Source organism: Algibacter aquimarinus (assembly GCF_039543265.1).
In the GTDB taxonomy this organism is placed as follows: domain Bacteria; phylum Bacteroidota; class Bacteroidia; order Flavobacteriales; family Flavobacteriaceae; genus Algibacter_B; species Algibacter_B aquimarinus.
On record NZ_BAABJK010000006.1, the window covers coordinates 59,625 to 82,475 of the forward strand.

The following is a 22,851-nucleotide window of genomic DNA, read 5'->3' on the forward strand; positions in this document are numbered from 1 at the left end:
TACATGATAAAAAAAATAGTTTTTTTAGCCCTTCTTATTTTTACTTCTTTTAATATTCATGCTCAGATTAGTGGGCGAGTATTAGATAATGATGACAAATCTGTAATCGAGTATGCTACAGTTGCTTTATATAAACAAAAAGATAACAGCTTAGTAACTGGAGTTATTACTGATGTAAATGGTGTATTTTCAATAGATAACATTACGAGTGGCAAATATTACTTAGAAATATCATTTATAGGTTATTCTACCAATACGATTTCTGATATTAAAGTTACTAGTAGAAACGAAACAGTTCAAATTGGCGATATAGCTTTGCAAATAGGTAGCCAATTAAATGAAGTTACAATTAACGCAGAACGTTCTGATGTTATTCATAAAATAGACCGTCAGGTTTTTGATAGTAAGAAATTCCAAAATAGTCAAGGTGGTAATGCGATTGATGTTATTCGTAATTTGCCATCTGTAACTGTAGATGGGCAAGGTGGAATTAGCGTTCGAGGTAGCCAAGGATTTGCTGTTCTAATAAACGGAAAACCAACGCAAGGCGACGTAACTAGTATATTATCTCAACTTCCAGCAAATGCCCTACAAACTGTAGAACTTATTACAGCACCTTCAGCAAAATACGATCCTGAGGGTACTGGTGGTATTTTAAATATCATTACAAAAAAAGGAGCTATAAATGGAACTTATGCTCAAGTTAACTTACGTGGTGGGTTTCCTTCAATAGAACCTTACGATACTCAAGTAGTAGCACAACGTTATGGAATTGATGCGACTGTTAACAAACGAAGCGATAAATGGAATGTTTCTGTAGGTGCAAGTTATCAGCGAAATGATAAAACGGGTAGGCGAGAAGGAGATATGTTTATAATAAATAATGCAGAAAACAGAACTACTTTTTTACCTTCTGATGGTGAGCGTAGTTTTGATGAAATAACGTATAATGGACGCTTTAATCTTGATTTCACCCCCAATAATAAAGATACTTATTCACTTGGGTTTTTCGCTGGAAAAAGAACAAAAGACAGATTAGCAGATATTGTTTATAACAATTTTGCAGTGTCACCAATTGATAGTGATAACAGACTTTATGAATTTACTTATTTTAATCATAACCTAAGAATAAGAAAAGGAGATTTTGCATTAGGAAGTTTTGATTATTCGCATACGTTTAATGACACTTCTAAATTATCAACATCTTTCTTATATGAATATACTTTTCTAGGCGGACCAACAGAAAACGATAATTTAGGCTTTCCAGACGAGAGTATTGTTTACCAACGTGAATTCAATACAAATGACAATCCGCTTTACGGAACACGAATTAATATTGATTATAAATGGAAACCATTTCCGTTTGGAACCATTGAAACTGGTTATCAATTCAGAGATTTAGATCATGAGGGCGATTTTGTATATGAGCGTGATGGAAATTTGGTTCCAGAATTTTCCAGTAGTATTGAGTTAAAAAGAACCATTCACTCGGGTTATGCACAGCTAAGTGGTGCAAAAAACAAATGGGATTACAATGCAGGAATACGTTTAGAATCCATGGAAAGAACCTATACGGAAGCCTTAGCGAGTGAAACTACTACAAACGTTTTTAATTACGATTTTGTTAAACTCTTTCCATCTGCATCAGTACAATATGCAGTAAATAATAAAACCAATTTAAAAGCGGCATATAGCAAACGTGTTGAGCGTACCACAACATTTAAGATGAATAGTTTTGCTGAAAGAGAGCATTCTGAAGTTTTCGAGCAAGGAGACAACACATTGCGTCCCGAATTTATAGATTTGGTAGAACTTGGTATTACTAAAAAGATAAAAGGAGGTAATTCTGTTTTTGCAACAGCGTATTTAAGGCATACTGAAAACGTTATAAATCGAGTAAATACATTAGCTTATCAGCCAAATGGTGCTGTTATAGATAGTATTATAAATCGAGTATATTCCAATGTTGGAAAAAGTAATGCTATTGGTTTAGAAATTGGTGCTACTGTAAAACCTTCTAAAAATTGGACAAACTTTATTGGTGCAAATATTTACAATTATGCCATAGATGGTGTTTTAAATTTTAGGCATCGAGATGGTATTGAAAGACGTTATAATATCGATAGTGAATCTACTATTTATTCTATTAATTTAAATTCAACCTACAACTTTTTGGATAATGCATCGTTGCAATTTACGTTTAATTATTTGTCAGATAGAAATACTGCTTTAGGCGAAGATTCCAGATTCTATTCGCCAAACTTAACATTTAGAAAATCCTTTTCAGATGATAAATTAGTTGCCACATTGCAATGGCAAAATATAGATATGGGCATGCTTAATACAAATGAACAAAGGATTACAACATCTAATCCTAACGAATTTTTCACTACAACAAATTACGTTTATGAAGTTGATATGATTATACTTAACCTATCTTATACTTTCAACAAAGCTAAAAACAAATCTAAATTCATAGATAGTGAATTTGGAAAGCGAGAATTTTAATTAAGATTCTTCAATCTTTTTAAATCGGTCTTTAATTTGAGCGCCATTTTTAAGCCATTTTTGAAGTGGTATCATAACACCTAGACCAAACAGAGATAATGCCAATAATAAAAGGTTATTGAAATTTGAAAAAGTTTCTCCAGCTGTTAAAATACTTAAAATAAGAATTACAGATATGGGTAGCGATAAAGCAAGAATTGACAAAGCAAAATCGATATTGAATGTTTTTTTATTTTCTGAGACTTCAATTTCTTTAGACTCAATACTGCACATATGAGCAAATGGCCAAAAACTACAAGCACTAAGGCCGAAAGTGATATAGAATAAAATATCACTTTTTATTTCAACACCAAAAATATTAATCAAACAAGCTAGAGTGAAAATAATTAATGATGCTCTTAGCATAAGTATCGAAAATATTTGAGTAAACTGTTTCTTTTCAATTTTAACGGATAAGCCAATGAATATAAGTACTAAAGGAGACATAATATAGCTTAGTCTATTTAAAATTTCTTGTATAAAAATTGGTAGATTACTATTGTTTACACCAAAAAAAACTAAAATTAGGGCCACTATGATAAATAAATTCACAGGCTCAAACAACATAGTTTTTGCTAAATTTTTTATTTTTTCACCAATAGGTTGTTGGGTAATAGACTGATTTATATAATACCATTTGATGGCTATTAAATATAAAATAAATAGTACAAAAAATTTGTTTCCAAGATCAGCCATGGCTGCTTTCGCTAAGTAATTATCACCTAAAAATTCTAATATAAAAGGAAAACATGATAAGCCAGGTGCTAAAGATGGAATTAATAGCTTTGCAGTATTCACTGTAGGTTTGTCAGTTACTCCTAGAATTAATAAAAGCGTTGGTGTAATAACATATAAAAACACATTAAGCCCTAATGCTAATAATGGTAAAAGAAAGAGGTTATAATCTATCTTTATTTTTAAAAGCGCTATAAAAATAGTTGCTGGTAAAGCAAGGAGTAATATAATTTTCTTTAAACCATTCACTTCATCTTTAGAAGTGAATTTGCGTTTAAGTAAAATACCAATAATAATAAATAATATAAAAGAAAATGCTTTTACAAGACCGTCACTCATTAAGCAAAAATTTCATCCATAGCTGCAGTAAATAGTTTCATTTCTTCCATGGTTCCCATGCTTACTCTACACCAATTTTTATCCCAAAATTTAAAAGCTCTTACACCAACTTGTTTGTTATAAATTTTTTCTAAAAATGCATTTCCATCCATTGGAATTTCAAAAATCATAAAGTTAGTTTGAGAAGGTAACGAGCTGTAACCTTTTGTATCTAAATAAGCCTTGGTATAAGCTCTGGCTTCAGCTATTTTGGTTTTCGACATGTTTAAAAACTCTTCTCCTTTAAGACTAGTAGTTGCTGCCATAATTGATGGCCCTGTTATTCCCATACCACCACGAGTAACATCATTAATACGCTTTAGAGTTTCCTCTTTACCGAGTAAATACCCAATTCGCAATCCTGCCATACCATGAATTTTAGAAAATGTACGAGCAACCATCACATTTTTGCCCTCACTAATTAAGCTAACCATACTATCTTTAATACCATTATTAGAAAGCTCAATGTAAGCCTCATCAATAAATACTGGCACTTTTTCTGAAACCCTACTGCAAAAAGATTTAAGTTTTTTAGCATCAGTAATAGAGCCTGTTGGGTTATTGGGGTTGCAGATATAAATAAGCTTAGTGTTTTCATCAATAGCAGCCTCCATAGCATCAAGATCATGCTGAGAATCGCTTAATAGTTTATATGCCTTCCATTCTCCACCAACAGACTTTGAAACATTCATTAAAGACATATAGCTTGGATCTGCGCTTATGACATCACCACCTTTTTGAAAAAATACCATAGCTACTTTTTCTAAAATATCTGAAGAACCTGGTGCCATAATAATTTGCTCTGGTTTCACATTTTCTTTCTTAGAAATAATATCAATCAAATTATTTAACGTACTCCAAGCATATCTATTTCCCGAAAAAACTTCATCTTGAAATGCTTTTGCAGCTAATGGTGGCGGACCATAAGGGTTTTCGTTAGCTCTTAAAATAGCTTTAAGAGGCTTGGATTCTTTAAAAAGTGGAGGTGTATACTCATTAAAAGTATTTTTTGTGTTAAATAAAAAAGGACGTTTTTCTAATTGCGCTTGCTCAACAGTTTTTGCCCATATATCTTGTGGCATCATTGCTATACCGGCCATTGTTAATGCCCCTTTTTTTAGCCAATTTCGTCTACTAATTTGAGATGTTTTCATTTTCATTTTTTTTGGTTGGGTAGATTAGTTATGTTAATCAATGCTACTAATTTACAGCTTTAATTTAAATTATTATAGCTAAATTTCATTTTTTGATGAATATTATTAGGTATAATTGAAAATTAAGTGAATATAATATAATACTTTAACATTTTAGTTCAAATTATTAACATAAATATTCTAGGAATAGCAAAAATGGTTTTGTAATTTTATACATATCTATTTTTAGAGAGATGAAACAGGCTTATTATATTCTTATTTTGTTGTTTTTGGTTTTATTTTCATGCGCATCATCAAAATCTAAGGCATCACCAAAACAAATTGAAGATTTAGCTAAACTAATTGATAATAAAAAGTTTACTATTGAATCAACTTGGGCTCATCCCCAAGTTACTAATGCTATGCAGCAAGTGCTTAACTCTGCTTTTATGCAAATAGGTAGTAATGCAACATCCGTAAATTTAATAGGTAATTCTAACTATTTAACTATTTCAGGAGACAGTATTAGTTCTTATCTCCCATATTTTGGAGAAAGGCAAATGGGTGTAAGCTACAACAATAACGATTCTGCTATTCAGTTAAATGGATTATTAAATGATTACAAAGTTGAAAAAAATAAAAACGAAAGTTATACACTATCATTTCAATCAAGAAACAAACAAGAAGCATTTAATACTTCAATAATAATTTTCCCAAATTTAAGAAGCGAAATAATTATAAATAGTTCCTCACGTTTTCCTATTCGGTATTCTGGCAATATTATATCTGAGACCTCGCAATAAATGTTCCTATTATTAATAAAAAATAAAACTTACAATATTAAAATTCAAAATTAATCTTCCATGAAAATATTTTTACCCTCATTGTTTATTTGCCTTTCACTTTTATCATTTTCACAAAAAAAAACACTTACACATTCCGATATTCAATCATGGAAAACCATTGAAAATGAATCTATTTCACATAATGGAAATCACGTTGTTTATGATTTACAATTAGACAATTCTGATAGCCATTTAATTCTTAAAACCAGTAATGGAGATACTGTTCTTGAGCATGAAAGAGCTAGCCAAGGTAAGTTTTCATACGATTCAAATTTCTTAACCTTTACAATAAAACCTTGGAAAGATAGTATCAAGGATATGCAGCGTAGAAAAGTAAAAAAATCTAAAATGCCAAAAGATACGCTTGCCATTTACAATATAAAAACCAAGGAATTAACTAAAATAGCAAACGTTAAATCTTATAAAATGCCAGAAAAATGGTCCGGATATTTGGCGTATTTATTAGAAGATGTTAAAAAAGAAGATAAGAAAACAGAAAGTGATAGTAGCTCAACAAAAGAAAAAGATAAAAAGAAAAAAACAAAAAAGGTTGGTAAAAAAAATGGTTATCATTTGGTAGTGCACGATTTATCAACCACAGCTCACGATACTTTTAAATATGTAACAAATTATACTTTTGCAAAAGTTGGTGAAAAAATTGCCTTTACAACCACTGGTGATATTGAAGATAAAAATGCTGGAGTTTTTGTCTTAGATTTTAACAAAGAAGAATTAACTAACATTCATAATACTCCAAAAACCAAATATTCAAAAATGGGTTTTAGTGAGTCTGGAAATAAATTTGCGTTTGTTGCAGATGCAGATACTACAAAAATTCAAATTCGTCCAAATGTAGTTTATACGTGGCAGGAGGGAAGTGCTATTGCAAAGAAACTTATTGATAACTCAAGTGCTCCAGAAGGATATTTAGTATCTTCAAATGGCGATGTTTCCTTTTCAAAAGATGAATCTAAGTTATATTTTGGTTTACGTGTTCCACCAGTAATAAAAGACACCACATTACTTAAAGACGAAATTGTAAATGTTGAAGTTTGGACATACAACGAACCGAGATTGTATACCGTTCAAGAACTTCAAGTTAAAAATGATACTGTTAAATCTTATCAGGCTGTTTACAACTACAAATCTGATAAAATTATTCAAATAGGTGAAAAATATTTTCCAAATGTTTCATTAACAGATAAGGGAAATTCAAATTTAGCTCTTGCAAACACAACAACACCATACGAACTTGAAAGCCAATGGACTGGAAGAAGATTAAGAGATTACGCCATTATTAACACAGATACTGGAAGCAGAAAAACGGTTTTAAAAGGCATATCTAGAGCATCTTTAAGCCCTAAAGCAAAATATTTATTTGGCTATAACGAGATTGATAGCACTTGGTTTACATACAATACAAAAACAGACCATTATAAAGCATTAACAAAAGGAAAAGGGTTTTATAACGAATTGCAAGATACACCCAATTACCCAAGAAGTTATGGTTTAGCAGGTTGGACAGAAGATGATGAACATATTTTAATATATGACCGCTTCGATATTTGGAAGTTTAATCCAGATACAGGAGCAGCTACTAATTTAACTAATGGGCGTGACGAAAAAATAGTTTATCGTTATGTAGAGTTAGATGATGAAGCAGATTATATTAATTCAAAATCTAATTGGTTGATATCTGTTTTTGATGAGAATACCAAGTCTTCAGGTTTTTCAGAATTAAACCCAAAAAATAACAGTATTAAACAACTCAAGTTTAGTCCACATAGATATTCAAGACCTAATAAGGCTCAATTATCAAATAAATTAATCTTTACAAAAGAGTCCTTTACCGAATTCCCTGATTTAAGAGTTACAGACTTAAAATTTAAAAACGAAACACTTTTAAGTGATGCTAACCCACAACAAAACGATTATTTATGGGGAAATAATGAATTGGTAAATTGGACTTCGTTGGATGGAATTCCTCTTACTGGTATGCTCGTAAAACCTGAAAATTTCGATCCAAACAAAAAATATCCAATGATTGTTAATTTTTATGAAAGAAGCTCTGATGGATTACATCGTCATAGACCGCCATCATATGTTAGATCAACAATTAGTTATAGTTATTATGCAAATCAAGGTTATATTATTTTTAATCCTGATGTTGTTTATCGTGAAGGTTATCCAGGAGAAAGTGCTTTTAACTGTGTTATAGCAGGAGTTAATGCTTTAATTGAAAAAGGTTTTGTTGATGAAGATAATATTGGTGTACAAGGGCATAGTTGGGGAGGTTATCAAATAGCATATCTAGTTACTAAAACAGATATTTTTAAAGCTGCAGAGTCTGGTGCACCAGTACCAAATATGATTAGTGCATATGGAGGTATAAGATGGTGGACAGGTTTAAGCAGACAATTTCAGTACGAACATACACAAAGTAGGATAGGAGGCACCCCTTGGGAATACCCAATGCGCTACATAGAAAATTCGCCTATTTTCAATATTGATAAAATTAATACACCATTACTTATAATGCACAATGATGCCGATGGTCATGTACCATGGTATCAAGGTATCGAGTTTTTTGTTAGTTTGCGTCGTTTGTCAAAACCATCATGGTTTTTAAATTATAATGGCGAACCACATTGGCCTTTAAAATATCAGAATAGAAAAGACTTCACGCTTAGAATGTCACAGTTTTTTGACTATTATTTAAAAGGCAAACCTATGCCAATATGGATGGATAGAGGTGTTCCTGCTATTGAAAAAGGTGTAAATCAAGGTTATGAATTAAAAGATTAAAGTCTTCAATTAAGATAACCATATGGTATAATTATAATATTTCCTAATAAGAAAAATATATTGCATTTCATCTATTCATCGGGAAATATTATAGTTCAAACGATTTTTTTATTCCAAACTTAGGCTAGTTGACTAATTTTGAAAAGATTAAAAAAAACAGCCCCCATGAAAAATCTAATTACTATCCTATGTGTTTTTTATTTCATTAGTTTTTCTTCTAGTGTTAACGCTCAAGAAGATTATAGAAGTGCTTTAAGAGAAGTACCTGTTAAATACAAAAAACGTAGCCCTATTTATGACTATTCAGAAAAAGTATTAAACAATACAGATACTATTCCAGATTTTGATTCTAAACCAAATAAATTAAAAATTACAGGTATTATATATAAAGCTGATGGTGTTACTCCTGCCAAAGACGTTATTCTTTATGTTTGTCAGCCTGATGAAAACGGAGATTACGATTTAAGAAAAGATGATAAACGTAAGCGTTATGTAAACCATAGAGGTTGGATAAAAACTGATGCCGATGGACGATATACTTTTTATACGTTTATGCCTGGTAAATATGAGCGTTCAAAAGAACTTAAACAAATACATCGTGTTATAAAAGAACCTGGTAAGCCAGAATATGAGATTAACTCATTCTTTTTTAACGATGATCCATTAATTCCCGAGTTAACACTTGCTTGTAGAGCTAAAGCTGTGCAGAGCATGCTAAAATTAGAAAAAGAGGGTGATATTTTAATAGCTACTAAAAACATTAAACTAAATGAAGACTTAAAAATTTTCCAATAGATTAATTTCCTTACCCTTGTTAATTAATGGATTACCTTTCTCGGTAATCCATTTTTTTTATTGTATATGTAAGATGAGTAATTTATAAAAAACCTAGTTTCTCTTTTTATTACTTCTGATAACAAAAACTACCAAACCAATTACTATGAGTGCCATAATACCTATTATCCAATAAAATATTTTGGTAATATTAGAAGCCAGGTTATGATTTAAACCAGCGGTATCAAAATCACCACTTTTTGCTTCAGATTTTGGTATATAAATATAGTAGGATATAATTTGTTCTACCTCCTTAATTTTGGCATAGTAATCATCAAAATCTTCAGGGTTTACATAGTTACTCTTATTCTTATATTCGTAATTAATATAAAGAATATCCTGTCCAGAGTTTGTTTTAGACTTTAAGGAAAAATCAAAACTTTTAGAATTTACACTATAGTTATCTTTTGGTACAGGCCATCGTCTTGGCAACTTTACCGTAATTTGATGCTTTTTATGTGTTGGATAATATAGCGCAAACGGCGTTTCTCTCTCTTTTTCAGCAGGTGAAACAAAAATGTCTAAAATACTGTATGGTAGAAATTCAACAGCAATGTTTTTATCGTTTCCAACCATTGGTTTCCATATCTTATCAATTTTATAAGATTCTTCAACAAGTATTTTATTAGCTAGACTATCGTCATCAAAAACGGGGTCTTTTAAAACTTCAACACCATCATAAAGGTTGTCATAATAACTTTTAAAATCTCTACTTAATGAAGATAAACTGCTAGATTTATATCGCGCTCTCATAATATCTGCTTCCGCTTCACGATAAACCGTCATAATATTTAGTGTACCCGGGCCTCCAACAGTAGGCAAATCAAATGTATCAAAGACTTCTACTAAATCTTCACTTTTAGAGGTGATTTGTTCTAAAGAAGTAACTCCTTCTTTTATTACTAGAGCTTTACCATAATTTGGAAAAGAAACAGATTTATAATTTCCAAATTGATTACTATTAGTTGGGTCATAAAACAAATTAGTATCAGTGCTATCAATAACTTTTACAACAACATGGTCAAATACTTTTGGTGATGGTAAAAACTGGTGAAGTGATTCACCATAAATAGTATTTATAAGTACTGGGTAAGCCTTAATGCCCATATTACGCAACATAGTAACCATAAGCCAACTTTTGTCTTTGCAATCTCCAAAGCGTTGTTCAAGTACTTTATTTGGAGAAAAGGGTTTATAGGCACCAATACCAGACTCTAAACCAAGATACCTAATATCATCTTGTACAAATTTTAAAGTAGCCGAAATACGTTCGCCTTCATATTCAGTACTATTCTTTATTTGCTCAATTTTTGCTTTTAGAGATGTTGATGGTTTTACATCATCTTGATAGATGTTTAAAGCCCATTTAACAACTTCATCCCAAGTTTCAAAATCGCTAACAAATAGGTTTTGATAGGGCAGATACCAACTGGGAGTATTTTCTTCAAATTCTGGAGCTTTTGCTAAAGTTGTCTGCCAATTGTAAGTTGTATAACCATTGTATTTTCCTATTTTGGGTTCTATATCAGAATTTAGAGATTTGTAAATAAGCTTCTTATTTGATATTAGAGCATAATTAATTTTACCAACAGGTTGAAAATCATTTAGCGTAGTACCTCCAGAAAAATGATTGCCTTGGATGGGGTTAAAACCTTTAATAGTGTAACTTACGTCTAAAATATCACCATTACGAATATCTGATAAATTAGTTAATGCATTAAGACTTCCGTCGTAAATATAACTCTCAGCATTAGACTCCTGGCGTATAGTCTGAAAATCATTAACATTTAGTTTATTAATAGTTTTACCATTACGTATTACCTGTATTTTATGTAAAAAAAGCTGCTGATAAGTAGGATCGTAATTAATAGATATTGACGAGCCATCTTGTACACCAACATTATCAGTTATTTTACGTACAAAACGCAGATAACGTTCTTTTTTTGGAATATGGACTTGTTCATCACTAAGTAATACGAGCAAACCGTATGAGATTTCGTTTAAGTCAATATCTGGATTTTTATCATAAGATTGATTTACAACCCATTGTGGTGTATTGGTAGTTTTAATTTGAGCTTTACAAAGGCAGAAACTAAAAAGGAAAATTAAAGAAATAAAGTAGAGGTTGGTAGTTTTGATAATCATATTAATTGAATAAAAATGGAATAACTAAAAAAAAATACGGATATCCAAAATTTCTGGATACAATACAGGAAAAAAACTTACAAGGATGCCTATTAGTTTAATACTATATAGTGCTTAACAATAATAAATAGCGATTATTCGTTTCAAAGCCATTTTATATAATGTCTTATTATGATTACTATTTTGTATCATAATGTTCTCGCGTTATGTAACTTGAGCTTTGGATAAAAGCGAAAGTCCTTTCTACAGTTTCTTGAAAAATTTTAATTCTAAAAATTTCTTTACGATGTTAATGGAACACGCTTTTTACGAAGCGACGATAGGAGAGTAGTGGAATGTGTGTGAAATGGTGTTATTAAGTAATTATTCCAAATTGGTTTCGTATTTTTAACACTTATATCAATGCAATTTATGGAGTCAAATAAAAAAATAGAAAATTTAAAAAATATTTCATACCAAGAACTTTCTGAACTAACCAAAACAATATTTAAAAGCTTAGGTTATTTTGACTTACAAACAAAAAATGAACGTTGTATAGTTGGAGATATTAAAACTGGTATTACAACATCTAAACATGGATTTATTCTCTATTTAGATGCTTTTACTGGTAGTAATGTTGACATGAATTCATTTTGTAAGCCAATAAATGTAAATGCAGAAAAATATGATTTCCATACTTGCTATTTAATTAGTACAAAAAATATTTCAAGTGGTTTTAGAAGAAAGGTCAAACTCAAATACAATCTTGAATTTATTGATAGAGATGATTTAATCAAGTTAATTGATGAATACTTGCCAAATTTTTGGAATCATCAAGATTTAGAATTATTAGAATACGAGAAATATTTTTTAAATAATATAGCTAAAGATGGTGAGCTAAAAAGACTTAAAATTTCTGAAAAAACATATGATAAATTATTGGGTATTTTTATTGAGCCAAGAATTTATCAATTAAAAGAAGATAAAGAATCTTCAAGTCCCGTTTTGGTGAAATTTGATAGTAAAAAAATTCTAAGTATAAAAAAGCCTGCTATTATTGCGGGTGACACAGGAGCTGGTAAGTCTACATTTTTAAGAAAAATTGGAGAAACCTGCATCAATGAGACTAGTGCCGTTAATAAAAAGAAAATCCCTGTTTTTATATCAACAGTAGATTTAATTTCTAGCAAGTATAATATTGTCAATGCTATTAATAAATGCCTAAATGGCTTTTATGAAGGAAATTTTATTAAAGCCTTAGAAACAAATGATATATTATTGCTTGTTGATTCTATAGATGAGTTTGACAAAAAAGTTCAAAAAAGTATATTAATTGAATTAGAAAGTTTATTCAATGATTATAAAATAAATTATTTCATTGGAACGAGACATATTGATAATGGTTTTAATGAGCATATTAATCAGGAAATGGCCTATTTTAATATGGAAAAATTTAATGACCATCAGATAAAAAACTTTATTTCTAAATTTTTCCCAAATGGTTCTAGAGCAGATAATTTAATAAATGCATTGAAAGAAAATAGAATTCTAGAAAGGTTACCAATAACACCTTTATCAATATCATTGATATCAATACTTTTTGAAGAAAAAAATTTCGAAATACCAGCTACTATTTCTGATATATATGACAATTTCAATCAATTACTTCTTGGAAAAACTAATGTAGAAAGTCGTTTCGAATTCATTGATATCAACTTTAAAGAGAGGATATTATCGCATTATGCTCTCCATGTAATGACAACTGAAAATAAAGTACCTCTTACAAAAGATGAGTTTATAGTTTTTTTTAATAAATATTTTGAAAATAAAACACAACCATTAGCTCAAGATAAATTACAGGAATTCCTTCTATTTCTTATTGAAAACACAGGTATTTTGTTTTTGAAAAATGGTAAGTATGTTCAGTTCAAGCATGATTCTTTTATGGAATATTATTGTGCGATTGAAATTTTTAAGCACCAAAGAGATAAAGAAAGTTACTTAATTGACAATTTTTTTGACCCGAATTGGCAAAATTCAGCAATTTTTTATGCTGGAAAATCTAGAGATATGCCAAAGTTTTTAGAGAAAATCACAAGTAAAGTCAAAAATGCCAACAATCTGAATAATTATTTTGGTGGTGTAATGGGTATTGGCTATTTACTTCAAGCCCTTTATCAAACTGATAATGTTTTAAGAAAGGATTCTTTATTAACTGCTCTTAATATAAATATTAAAAGCTACGAACTATTGACTAAAATTGCATCTGATGAACAAATGGTCTCTTTCAAAAACATGAAATTGCCTTTCATAGCAATGATTAACATGTTTTATTTTTTTGAAAACTTTAATTCAATTACAATTAAAACGCCACTTCAATTGGCATTTGCAGATATTTATAATGAATATGAGAAGGACTTTGCAAATGTAACAATTGGTTACAAAGCCCTCAAGCTTGCTGTAACTCTTAATTCAACAAGAATTAATTCAGAAGTGGAATTAGAGAAATTAATTTACAATTCATCTTTTTTGAACAATCAGTTTTTGTTGCTACTAGCTGATATTGGAGTTTCATTGTTTAAAGGAAATAATTACAATGATTTAAAAAAAGAAATAGGTAAAAATATTGATGGAAAAAATGCGGTATCGAAACTATTACTTGATACACCCGCTAAAAAATTAAGGTTCACAGGGCTTGACCAAATTCGTTCAAGTAGAAAGGTAAATATTTATACTGAAGGCAAATCTGATGTGGAAATAATTGAACACGCATTTATGAAATTGACACAAAATACTGACCCATACTGGTCAATTAAGGCTTGCGGTAATAAAACAGGTGGTGCTACAGAACTGCATGGTTTGCTCATGAAATGTTTACCAATGGTAAAAGATGATGAAATTGTAATCGGTATTTTTGATAATGATGCAAAAGGTATACAAGAATTTCAAGGTTTAAATAAGGGTGTTTATAAATTAATAGATGGTTCTAAAAGAGTTAAAAAGCATATAGCTAAAAATATTTATGCTATAAAATTGCCAATACCTCCATTCAGAGAACAATATTTAATTAAAGACCAAGTATTTAATTATTTTAGTATTGAGCATTATTTTGAAGATGATATTTTATTAAAAGAAGGAATGATTAAAGAAACTGTTATTCCAGATATTTTTGAAATAAATGACAAAAAGAAAAAGAAATTTTCTGAGACAATTAGAAAACTAAATAATCCTGAGGTTTTTAAAAATTTCAAGTTTTTATTTGAACAGATAGATGTCTTAGCAGAAATCGATAAAGTTGATTACGAGTACTAAACTCTGACCTCATAAAATTTTGGCTAAAACAATAGGAGAGTGGAGCGTCTATATTTTAGGGAGCTAGTTCTAAGTTTTCCTAAGATTCTCTTATTTTTAATATAGTTCAAAGTAAATCTTGACGAGTTCAAAACTTTCCTAAAATATAGCGAAACGAGCCGTAATTGTTTCCAAAATTATATGTAGTCTTGATTTTTTTGTTTCTTTTTTTATCAAGAAAAAAAGATATAACTTAAATGTTTTGTAACTTTTATTAGTTAAAATTCAATTTAAAACATTTTTTTGTTTATTAAATTCTCTTTTTTCGTACGAATAATTAGGTTTAATATTACATATTTTTTATATTTAGCCAAGTCACTTGAGTGACAGTAATTAATTCTTCTCCCAGATATAATAATAGTACAGCTTTATTAATTCCCCATTTATGGTGTTTCATTAAAGCTCATAATTTTTTAGTATTATTTGTCTAACCTAAAAACCGAAAAAATGAAAAAATTATTAATGGTTGCTGTATTTCTTATTGTTTATTCTCCGTTAACTTATTCACAGGAAAGTACAAAGGATGTTTTTCCTTTAGAAGAGGTATATGAACAAGTGAAAATAGCTCTAGAGGAAACCCAGAAAGATTTAGAAAGTTTAGAATTACCCAAACTAAAGTCTGTGGATATTAACTTTCAAACTGTAGTCAGTAAAGAAGTTAAAAAAAAGGTTAAAATTCTAATTTTTTCTTTTGGCAAAACGGTAAATAAAGAATTTACCCAAACAGCCAATTTTAATTTCACCGTTCCAAAAAATATTGAAGAAGAGATTGGGAAGAAAAAGAAAATTAGCTTGTCAGAACAATTAAAAGAAACAATACTTCAGATGGCTAAATCAGCTAAAAATATAGATAATACAGATCCCGATTTGAGGTTAAGTTCAATAAGTCTTGAATTAAAGTTTGCAATTAAAAAATCTAAAAGCCCTGGTATTGAATTCGAAATAGCCCCGTTAAATATTGAACTAGGTGGAGATTTAAGTAAGAAAGCCATCCACACAGTTAAATTGTCATTTGAGAAGTGATTCTAATGAAAAGTGTTTCCATAATTCAAATTTTGGTGGCATTATTGATGTTTAACTCATTATTCTGTCAGTCTGATTGCGGCCCCTTTTGGCGCGCTGATGGTGCTTCCAAACAAATAATTGAATCCGAATTTAAATCAAGTGTAGTTAAGATTAGATGTGATGCTAATATCGGGACAGGTTTTTTTATTGACAATGAGAATGGATATATAATTACGGCTGCTCATGTTATTAAAAAAGCAATTTCTGATTCTTCGGTGCCTATAACTTTTGAATCAGAGTTTCTTCCATCAACATATAATGCTATTTTGGTGGATTTCATATATGAACGGAATAGTGATTTAGCATTATTGAAGGTCACAACGAATCATTTAGATAAAATAACAAAGAGAGTTGGCAGACTAGATATATCTCTTAATCTACCAAGACCCAAAAATCATTTTGTAATAGGATATTCGCGTGGAGATGATCCCATTGCTACAGTAAAAAAACTTGATGTAGTAAGACTTACTAAACGTGATGGAAGAAAGGTCATAGAGGTGCAGGGGAGTGGATACCCTGGTGACAGTGGGGCTCCATTAATATCGGATCAAGGGTTGGTTTATGGTGTTGCGAAATCGAGGGTTGATGCAACTACTTCATTCTATTCCTCCTCGGCAGGCTTAAAAAAATTATTAAAAAAAATGGAATTAAGAAATATTACTAATTCCATTATTAATGATTTAACTAAAGGGAGGATTTCGCCTCAAGAACTTGAATTAGCCTTAAAACCCACTTTTCCTAGAGAAAATAAAATGAGCAATCTAGACCTGTATCATTTAGCTCTCTATATTGGTGTGTATTGGAAAAAATTGCCGAGAATAAATACTCTATTTTATTGTCCAATTAGTCCAGCTTATCTGCATAGAGAAATTTTTGACGGATATTCTCTTTTAAGTTCGGTTGCGTCTAGGCAAGATGTTGCACGTTCTGAGTTGAAAATAGGTGAAAGAGAATATCTTTTAGGAAATATAGATTCTGCCATTGGACATCTTGAAAATGCTAGCAATTTGCTAAAAAGTAGTATAAACAGTCATATAAAGACTAATCCCGCTTCCATCAAATATGCTTTGTCCGCAACAAATACAGATACTATTGATTTTAGTGTTGATTGGTTAAATCCTATAAATGAAAAAAATATTGAAGGTAATGATGATATGTATTTATCGGCATTATTTAAAGATTTAGCATTAAGCAATTATTTTTTATTTGAAATCGATAAAAATAACAATAGTTATAGGGACAACGCACTTATTTCTTCTCTTTTAGCCGCAGGTAGCACTAAATCTAAATCATTTCAAGCTGGTGCATTAATTCTTTTGGGAGATGTTTTTTTTGCGGGCAAAGATTACAAGGAAGCAACAGAGTCTTATTTGGCCGCTGGAAAAGTTGATAATCAGACACCATGGTTAACCAATAACATTAAATATAGTTCCGAATTAGGTAATTTAGACTATAATTCGTTAAGAGTTAAGGAAATTGATCAAATCAAAGAGCTCATCATTAATTAGTTAAATTAGGGATTTTAAATAGAACAATTGTTAACAATCTTCAAAGAATCAATAAATTTCTATTTTACATAATATTTACAAAGGTTCAATCTTTGAAAACTTAAATAGAAGTTCATAACAAAACAAGTGTATAGAAATTTTAAAGTATGGATTTATGCGAGGGAAAATTTTATACTCTTGTGGCAATTTAGCCAAGAATAACTTAAAATTTTTTTTGACGAATATTTCTAAGTTTACGAGAATTTCAATAGGAATCCAAAACTTAGCTTTTATAATGCGCTGGCATGCGGTTGGGAATTGTGTTTAAAATAAATTGCTAGAGCAATTTGATTTTATAAAACAATCGAGCGCAATGGCAGCGGATATTTTACATAACGGCAAATTATAGTACACATGCGCAGACGATAAGTTTCTTGAGAATCTTGTATTTTAAAATTTCTGGATATTTATACAGAATATCCAAATTATAAAGAATGTTAAATTTAATTACAAAAGCCCAAAGACGAATGTTTCAACACCCTCGTTCTAAATATTCTAATAACAACGGATTATTCTGGGATATTTTACATAGTATGAAATTATAGCTATCCAATGTTATGAAATACATTTGTACTATAATTTATATTATGTCAAATACAATTTTTGTTTAGTTTAACTCATTCCCTTATCATATGTTAAATTCGTCCAAATACAAAGTCAAAGTTTTTATTCTAGATTACTAGACCGTATATTTGCTTACCTTGAATTTATCTTTGTATGAAGCCCAAATCGAAAATTGAAAAATCCCGATTACAATTACTTCACCAGTATTATAAATATACTGGGTTTTATACATTTGTTTGGCAATCAGTAAAAAAAGCTTTACCAATTATAATAGTATTTACAGCTTTAGTTTATGTGGTAAATCATTTTTATGATATTAATACGTTATTAGTAAATCTTACTGAAACACTACCTATATTTAGTGTGCTTCTATTCTTTTTTGTTTCAGAAACACTACTTGGTTTAATTCCTCCAGAAATATTTATAGCCTGGTCTGCTAAAACGAGTATTCCTTGGTTATACTTAAGTATTTTGGCTTTTTTATCCTATTTCGGCGGTCTTTTAACGTATTGGATTGGTAATTTAATTACAAAAATTCCTTCAGTGCATAGTTATTTAGAGCTAAAAATGGAAAAACAGCTTAAAAATTCTAGAAAATGGGGCGGTTTTTTAATTATTGTTGGGGCACTATTACCACTACCCTTCTCAATTTCCTGTATGGCTGCTGGACTCATTGAGTTTCCTTTTAAAAATGTTGTGTTATATGGATTGTTAAGATTATTACGCTTTGTAATATATGGTCTAATCATTTTTAATGTGTTTTAAAAAAGTCTTAAAACTCAATTTATCTCGACATTCTGTACTACTTTTGCATAAAATAAAATGCAAATGTTTTCATTTATAAATATCTTCAGAATTGTTGCTTTACTTGAAGGAGTTTCATACATATTACTCTTGTTTATAGCAACACCAATTAAATACATTGCCGATAATCCTGAATATGTAAAGTTATTAGGTATGCCGCATGGTCTCTTATTCATGTTATATATTATTTTAGCTTTTATGCTAAGAAAAGATATGAAATGGACAAACAATGAATTTGGTTTAATATTATTGGCAGCTATAATTCCATTTGGGACATTTTATGTAGACAAGAAGTTTTTAAAACCACAAAAAAATGGATAGTATAAAACATATGCTGTTTGATTATTTAGTATCTCAAGGCATCTCAGAAAGTACTGCTAAATACTTAAACATGTTAGCACTATTAATTTTGTTGCTGCTTATTGTTTTTATAATAGACTTTATTATAAGAAGAATTATAAGAGGTGCTTTTACGCAATTTGCTATAAAATCTAAAACCAATTTTGACGACCTTTTAATAACTAATAAAGTACCAAGAAACGTTGCTCATATTATTCCTTTATTAATAGCCTTGAAATTTGCGCCAATTGTATTTTTTGATTTTCCTGAATCTGATGTTGTTATTGAAACAGGGTTGCAAGTATTTGCAATTATTTTAACCTTATGGATTGCTAGAAGCCTTTTAAATACATTAAAAGATTATTTAAAGACCTTGCCTAGGTTTAAAGATAAACCCATCGATAGTTACATTCAAGTATTCATGATTTTTGCTTGGTTAGGTGGTATTATGTCTGCAATTGCTATAATTACAGGTATTCCATTTTTAAAATTTGTAACAGGTTTAGGAGCCATTTCAGCAGTTATAATATTAGTTTTTAAGGATACTATTCTTGGTTTTGTGGCCAGTATTCAAGTTTCAATAAACGATATGGTAAGAATTGGAGACTGGATTACCTTTGAAAAATACGGTGCTGATGGTGATGTTACCGAAATTACTTTAGCCACAGTTAAGGTTCAGAATTTTGATAAAACCATAACCACAATTCCTACTTATGCCCTAATCTCAGACTCTTTTAAAAATTGGAGAGGTATGGTTAATTCTGATGGTAGACGTATAAAAAGAGCTTTATACATTAAACAAGACTGCGTAAAATATTTATCTGAGGAAGATGTTGATAAACTGAAAAACATTCAGCTTATAAGTTCTTATTTAAATAAAAGACAAAAGGATATTGATTCTTATAATGCAAATAATGAAATAGACAAAGCGCTATTCATAAATGGTAGAAACCTTACCAATATTGGTGTCTTCAGAAAATATATTGATTCTTACCTAAAAAATCATTCTGCTATTAATAAAGATATGATGATTATGGCTAGACAGTTAGCTCCAACAACTCAAGGTATTCCTTTAGAAATATATGCTTTTAGTAGTGATAAACGCTGGGAGAATTACGAATATATCATGTCTGATATATTCGATCATCTCATAGCTTCTTTGTCTTACTTTGATTTAGAAATTTTTGAATTACCCAGTAATTCTAATTTTAAATAAATACTAAAAATATTAAACTTATTTAGGGTCTAAAATTAGATTAATACGAGCTATACAATCTTTGTAATGGTATTTTGTTTCAGTATTTGTGGCTCTATTTGATGCGCTAGTTACGATACGTTTTAATACATTTAATTCTCCTCGAACTATAGCTCTAATATCTGATTGAGATACGCTAAAGGGTTTACTTGCTCTAGTACTTAAATCTTCAGTCATTAAATAAGACATGCGGTCTATATAGGCACGTTGTAAATTACGACGATATATATCAACATTTTTAGTAGCATTCGCTTCGCTCCAAATACCTCTTCGTATATCTTGCATCATTTCTAATGCAGCATAGTTATTATTATTAATAGCTTTATGGTCTAAAAGACGCCCCAAACGATCAAAGCTCAATAATCCACTTAAATATCTATTTTGTAATCTTCCTATTCGTGCTGTATATCCAGCATAATCAATATTTGAAAGTAATTCTTTATCAACTAACCAATTAGGTGTTTTGAACGCATTTTTATGTAACCATTGTATAGATTCCTTTTGTAACACTTTTGGCACTGCTTGGTATGCTACGCCTTCTTGGTTTGGGTTAATTAAGTTTTCATAAACGCCTCCAACATTAGTTAAAACATGACCAACATATCTGTTATAACATCCTAATAATTCCCCATAAAGTTCTTCTAAATCGTCGTAATTATTAGTTACATCGCTTGTCCATTCTGGTAAATGTTCTGCAACATATTTCAGGTTTTTAAGCGCATAATTACTTGCTTTTATGGCATCATTCCCAATGTCTTCAGTTTGTGATGTTGGGTCAAAACGACTGCTTTGTTTTCCAAAAACATATCTTGGGTCTCCTGCTTTTTCAAGAATCCATGAATCTAATTTTTTTAACTCTTTTTCAGGCGTATCAGCTTCAGGTATAAAACGATATCCCCAATTAATAGCATAATTGTCGTAAGGTCCTATTTGGCGTATAAAACGGATATTTTTATCACCAGGTTGCGCTATGTAATTGTATCTCGCATAATCCATAATAGTTGCAGCAATACCGTTTTTTTGTGTAAAATCGCCATCTCTATAACTTTCTACATCGTAAGCTTTACTGGCACTCATATTATGCGGTAATCCTAGGGCATGACCTACTTCATGGGCAATTACCATTTTCATCATCTCTCCTATTTCTTCGGGTGATGTATTCAATGTTCTCGCAGATGGATTAGCGGCTCCAGTTTCTAATAAATAACGATTTCTATATGAACGTAAATGATTATGATACCAAATAATATCACTTTCTATAATTTCGCCTGTTCTTGGATCTGATACACTAGGTCCTACGGCATTTCTTGTTTCACTCGCTACATACCGTATTACTGAATATCGAATATCTTCAGGACTGAAATCTGGATCTTCTTCTTTACTAGGTGGATATTTAGCAATAATTGCATTTTTAAAACCTGCTTCTTCAAACGGTTTTTTCCAAAGTTCTACACCTTCTTTCATATACTTACGTAAATTTTCTGGTGTAGCAGGGTCTAAATAGTAAACAATTGGTTTTACAGGTTCTACTAATTCACCTCTCGCATAGGCTTCAGGGTCTTTAGGTTCCATACGCCATCTTCGAATATATGTTTTAGTATCAGCCTTTAATTCTTCACTACCATAATCCACTTGATCTATAGTAAACCAACCCACACGATCATCAGCAAAACGAGGTTGCATAGGAGTTTCAGGAAGTAAAATCATAGATTGGTTCATTTGAAGACTGATAGATTGCGTACTTCCAAATGATGGTGGTGCCGATGCATTATAAGTCATATCTTGAACAACTTCTATGTTTTCAGGAAAACTTTTAATTGAATTTATAAAACTTCGTGAGGCATCTAAATTTCTAACTTTATAAGCGGTTCTCGCTCTAGATGATAAGCCACTTAATGCTTTTACATCTGATGAATAAAATTTAGTTACATCAACAACTAAAGCAGTTGAATCTTTACTAAAAGCAGAAATATCAAAGGCATATAATGTAGGTTCGTAGTTATTTGATTTTACCGAAATACTAATTGGTAATTCATCATTAGCAACTGCATTATAAGACTTTTCTTTTATTAAAACTTTATCTTGAAAACGTTCCCATGTTACTAAACGCGTACCTGTTTTACTACCTGCATTAACATAACCATTACCTAAATTAGCTGGTAATTTTGCTATTCGGCTAACTAACAACATATCTTTATTTAGATATGCTTTTGGAATTTCAAAAAAATATTTCTCACCAACCTTATGAGTTATAAATAAGCCATCATCAGAAATAGCATCTTTAGTAATAACTTTATTATAAGGTTTTATTTTTCCTTCTTTTTTCTTTGGTACTACTTTAGGCGCTTCCTGGGCAGCCTCCTTTTTCTTTTTTCGTTTTGATTGTGCTTCACTATCGTTAGTTGAAAAACATAATAATAAAGTAAATGCTAGGAGTAATACTTTTTTCATAAAAATAGCTTTTTGATTAGAATTTTGCGCCAAAAATACTTAATAGCGTATTATTTATAATACTTTTCACAAAA

14 protein-coding genes are annotated in these 22,851 nt (G+C 30.2%); 10 read left to right on the forward strand and 4 right to left on the reverse strand.

From position 1 onward, the window contains the following. Positions 1-3: 3 nt before the first annotated feature. A complete protein-coding gene (locus ABD939_RS09415) occupies positions 4-2,508 on the forward strand; it encodes a TonB-dependent receptor domain-containing protein (protein ID WP_345167549.1) in 2,505 nt (834 codons plus the stop codon). On the opposite strand, the gene ABD939_RS09420 is transcribed toward ABD939_RS09415, so the two are convergent. Next, positions 2,509-3,621 (reverse strand): AEC family transporter, encoded by a 1,113-nt coding sequence (locus tag ABD939_RS09420; protein ID WP_345167552.1) that lies wholly within the window; start codon positions 3,619-3,621, stop codon positions 2,509-2,511. Further along, complete coding sequence (locus tag ABD939_RS09425; protein WP_345167555.1) at positions 3,621-4,814, reverse strand: pyridoxal phosphate-dependent aminotransferase; 1,194 nt, start codon at positions 4,812-4,814, stop codon at positions 3,621-3,623. Before ABD939_RS09425 ends, ABD939_RS09420 begins: the two co-directional genes overlap by 1 nt. A 233-nt stretch (positions 4,815-5,047) precedes the next feature. Here ABD939_RS09425 and ABD939_RS09430 point away from each other — a divergent pair, with 233 nt between their 5' ends. From ABD939_RS09430 to ABD939_RS09440, 3 genes are all read left to right on the forward strand, one after another. Then, positions 5,048-5,596 carry a DUF4251 domain-containing protein gene (locus tag ABD939_RS09430; protein ID WP_345167557.1) on the forward strand — a complete coding sequence of 183 codons (549 nt, stop codon included), beginning with the start codon at positions 5,048-5,050 and terminating at the stop codon, positions 5,594-5,596. A gap of 60 nt (positions 5,597-5,656) precedes the next feature. Beyond that, a complete protein-coding gene (locus ABD939_RS09435) occupies positions 5,657-8,443 on the forward strand; it encodes an alpha/beta hydrolase family protein (protein WP_345167559.1) in 2,787 nt (928 codons plus the stop codon). Between the two features lie 165 nt (positions 8,444-8,608). After that, positions 8,609-9,238 carry a dioxygenase family protein gene (locus ABD939_RS09440; RefSeq protein ID WP_345167562.1) on the forward strand — a complete coding sequence of 210 codons (630 nt, stop codon included), beginning with the start codon at positions 8,609-8,611 and terminating at the stop codon, positions 9,236-9,238. A 93-nt stretch (positions 9,239-9,331) separates the two neighbouring features. On the opposite strand, the gene ABD939_RS09445 is transcribed toward ABD939_RS09440, so the two are convergent. Further along, positions 9,332-11,422: a DUF3857 domain-containing transglutaminase family protein gene (locus ABD939_RS09445; protein ID WP_345167565.1), complete on the reverse strand. Its 2,091-nt coding sequence runs from the start codon at positions 11,420-11,422 to the stop codon at positions 9,332-9,334. Between the two features lie 411 nt (positions 11,423-11,833). Between ABD939_RS09445 and ABD939_RS09450 the strand changes: the two genes are divergently transcribed. From ABD939_RS09450 to ABD939_RS09475, 6 genes are all read left to right on the forward strand, one after another. After that, positions 11,834-14,713, forward strand: a complete 2,880-nt coding sequence (locus tag ABD939_RS09450) for an NACHT domain-containing protein (protein WP_345167568.1) — start codon at positions 11,834-11,836, stop codon at positions 14,711-14,713. A gap of 486 nt (positions 14,714-15,199) precedes the next feature. Further along, entirely contained in the window at positions 15,200-15,775 is a 576-nt protein-coding gene (locus ABD939_RS09455) for a trypco2 family protein (RefSeq protein ID WP_345167571.1), read from the forward strand. Between the two features lie 5 nt (positions 15,776-15,780). Then, positions 15,781-17,325 (forward strand): S1 family peptidase, encoded by a 1,545-nt coding sequence (locus ABD939_RS09460; RefSeq protein ID WP_345167574.1) that lies wholly within the window; start codon positions 15,781-15,783, stop codon positions 17,323-17,325. Between the two features lie 756 nt (positions 17,326-18,081). Then, complete coding sequence (locus ABD939_RS09465; RefSeq protein WP_345167577.1) at positions 18,082-18,693, forward strand: YqaA family protein; 612 nt, start codon at positions 18,082-18,084, stop codon at positions 18,691-18,693. Between the two features lie 63 nt (positions 18,694-18,756). After that, positions 18,757-19,053 (forward strand): DUF3817 domain-containing protein, encoded by a 297-nt coding sequence (locus ABD939_RS09470; RefSeq protein WP_345167580.1) that lies wholly within the window; start codon positions 18,757-18,759, stop codon positions 19,051-19,053. Further along, entirely contained in the window at positions 19,046-20,287 is a 1,242-nt protein-coding gene (locus tag ABD939_RS09475; protein WP_345167583.1) for a mechanosensitive ion channel family protein, read from the forward strand. The genes ABD939_RS09470 and ABD939_RS09475 overlap by 8 nt, the downstream gene beginning before the upstream one ends. Positions 20,288-20,305: 18 nt before the next feature. Here the strand turns inward: ABD939_RS09475 and ABD939_RS09480 are convergent, their stop codons facing one another. Next, positions 20,306-22,777, reverse strand: a complete 2,472-nt coding sequence (locus tag ABD939_RS09480) for a zinc-dependent metalloprotease (protein ID WP_345167586.1) — start codon at positions 22,775-22,777, stop codon at positions 20,306-20,308. Between the last annotated feature and the right edge of the window lie 74 nt (positions 22,778-22,851).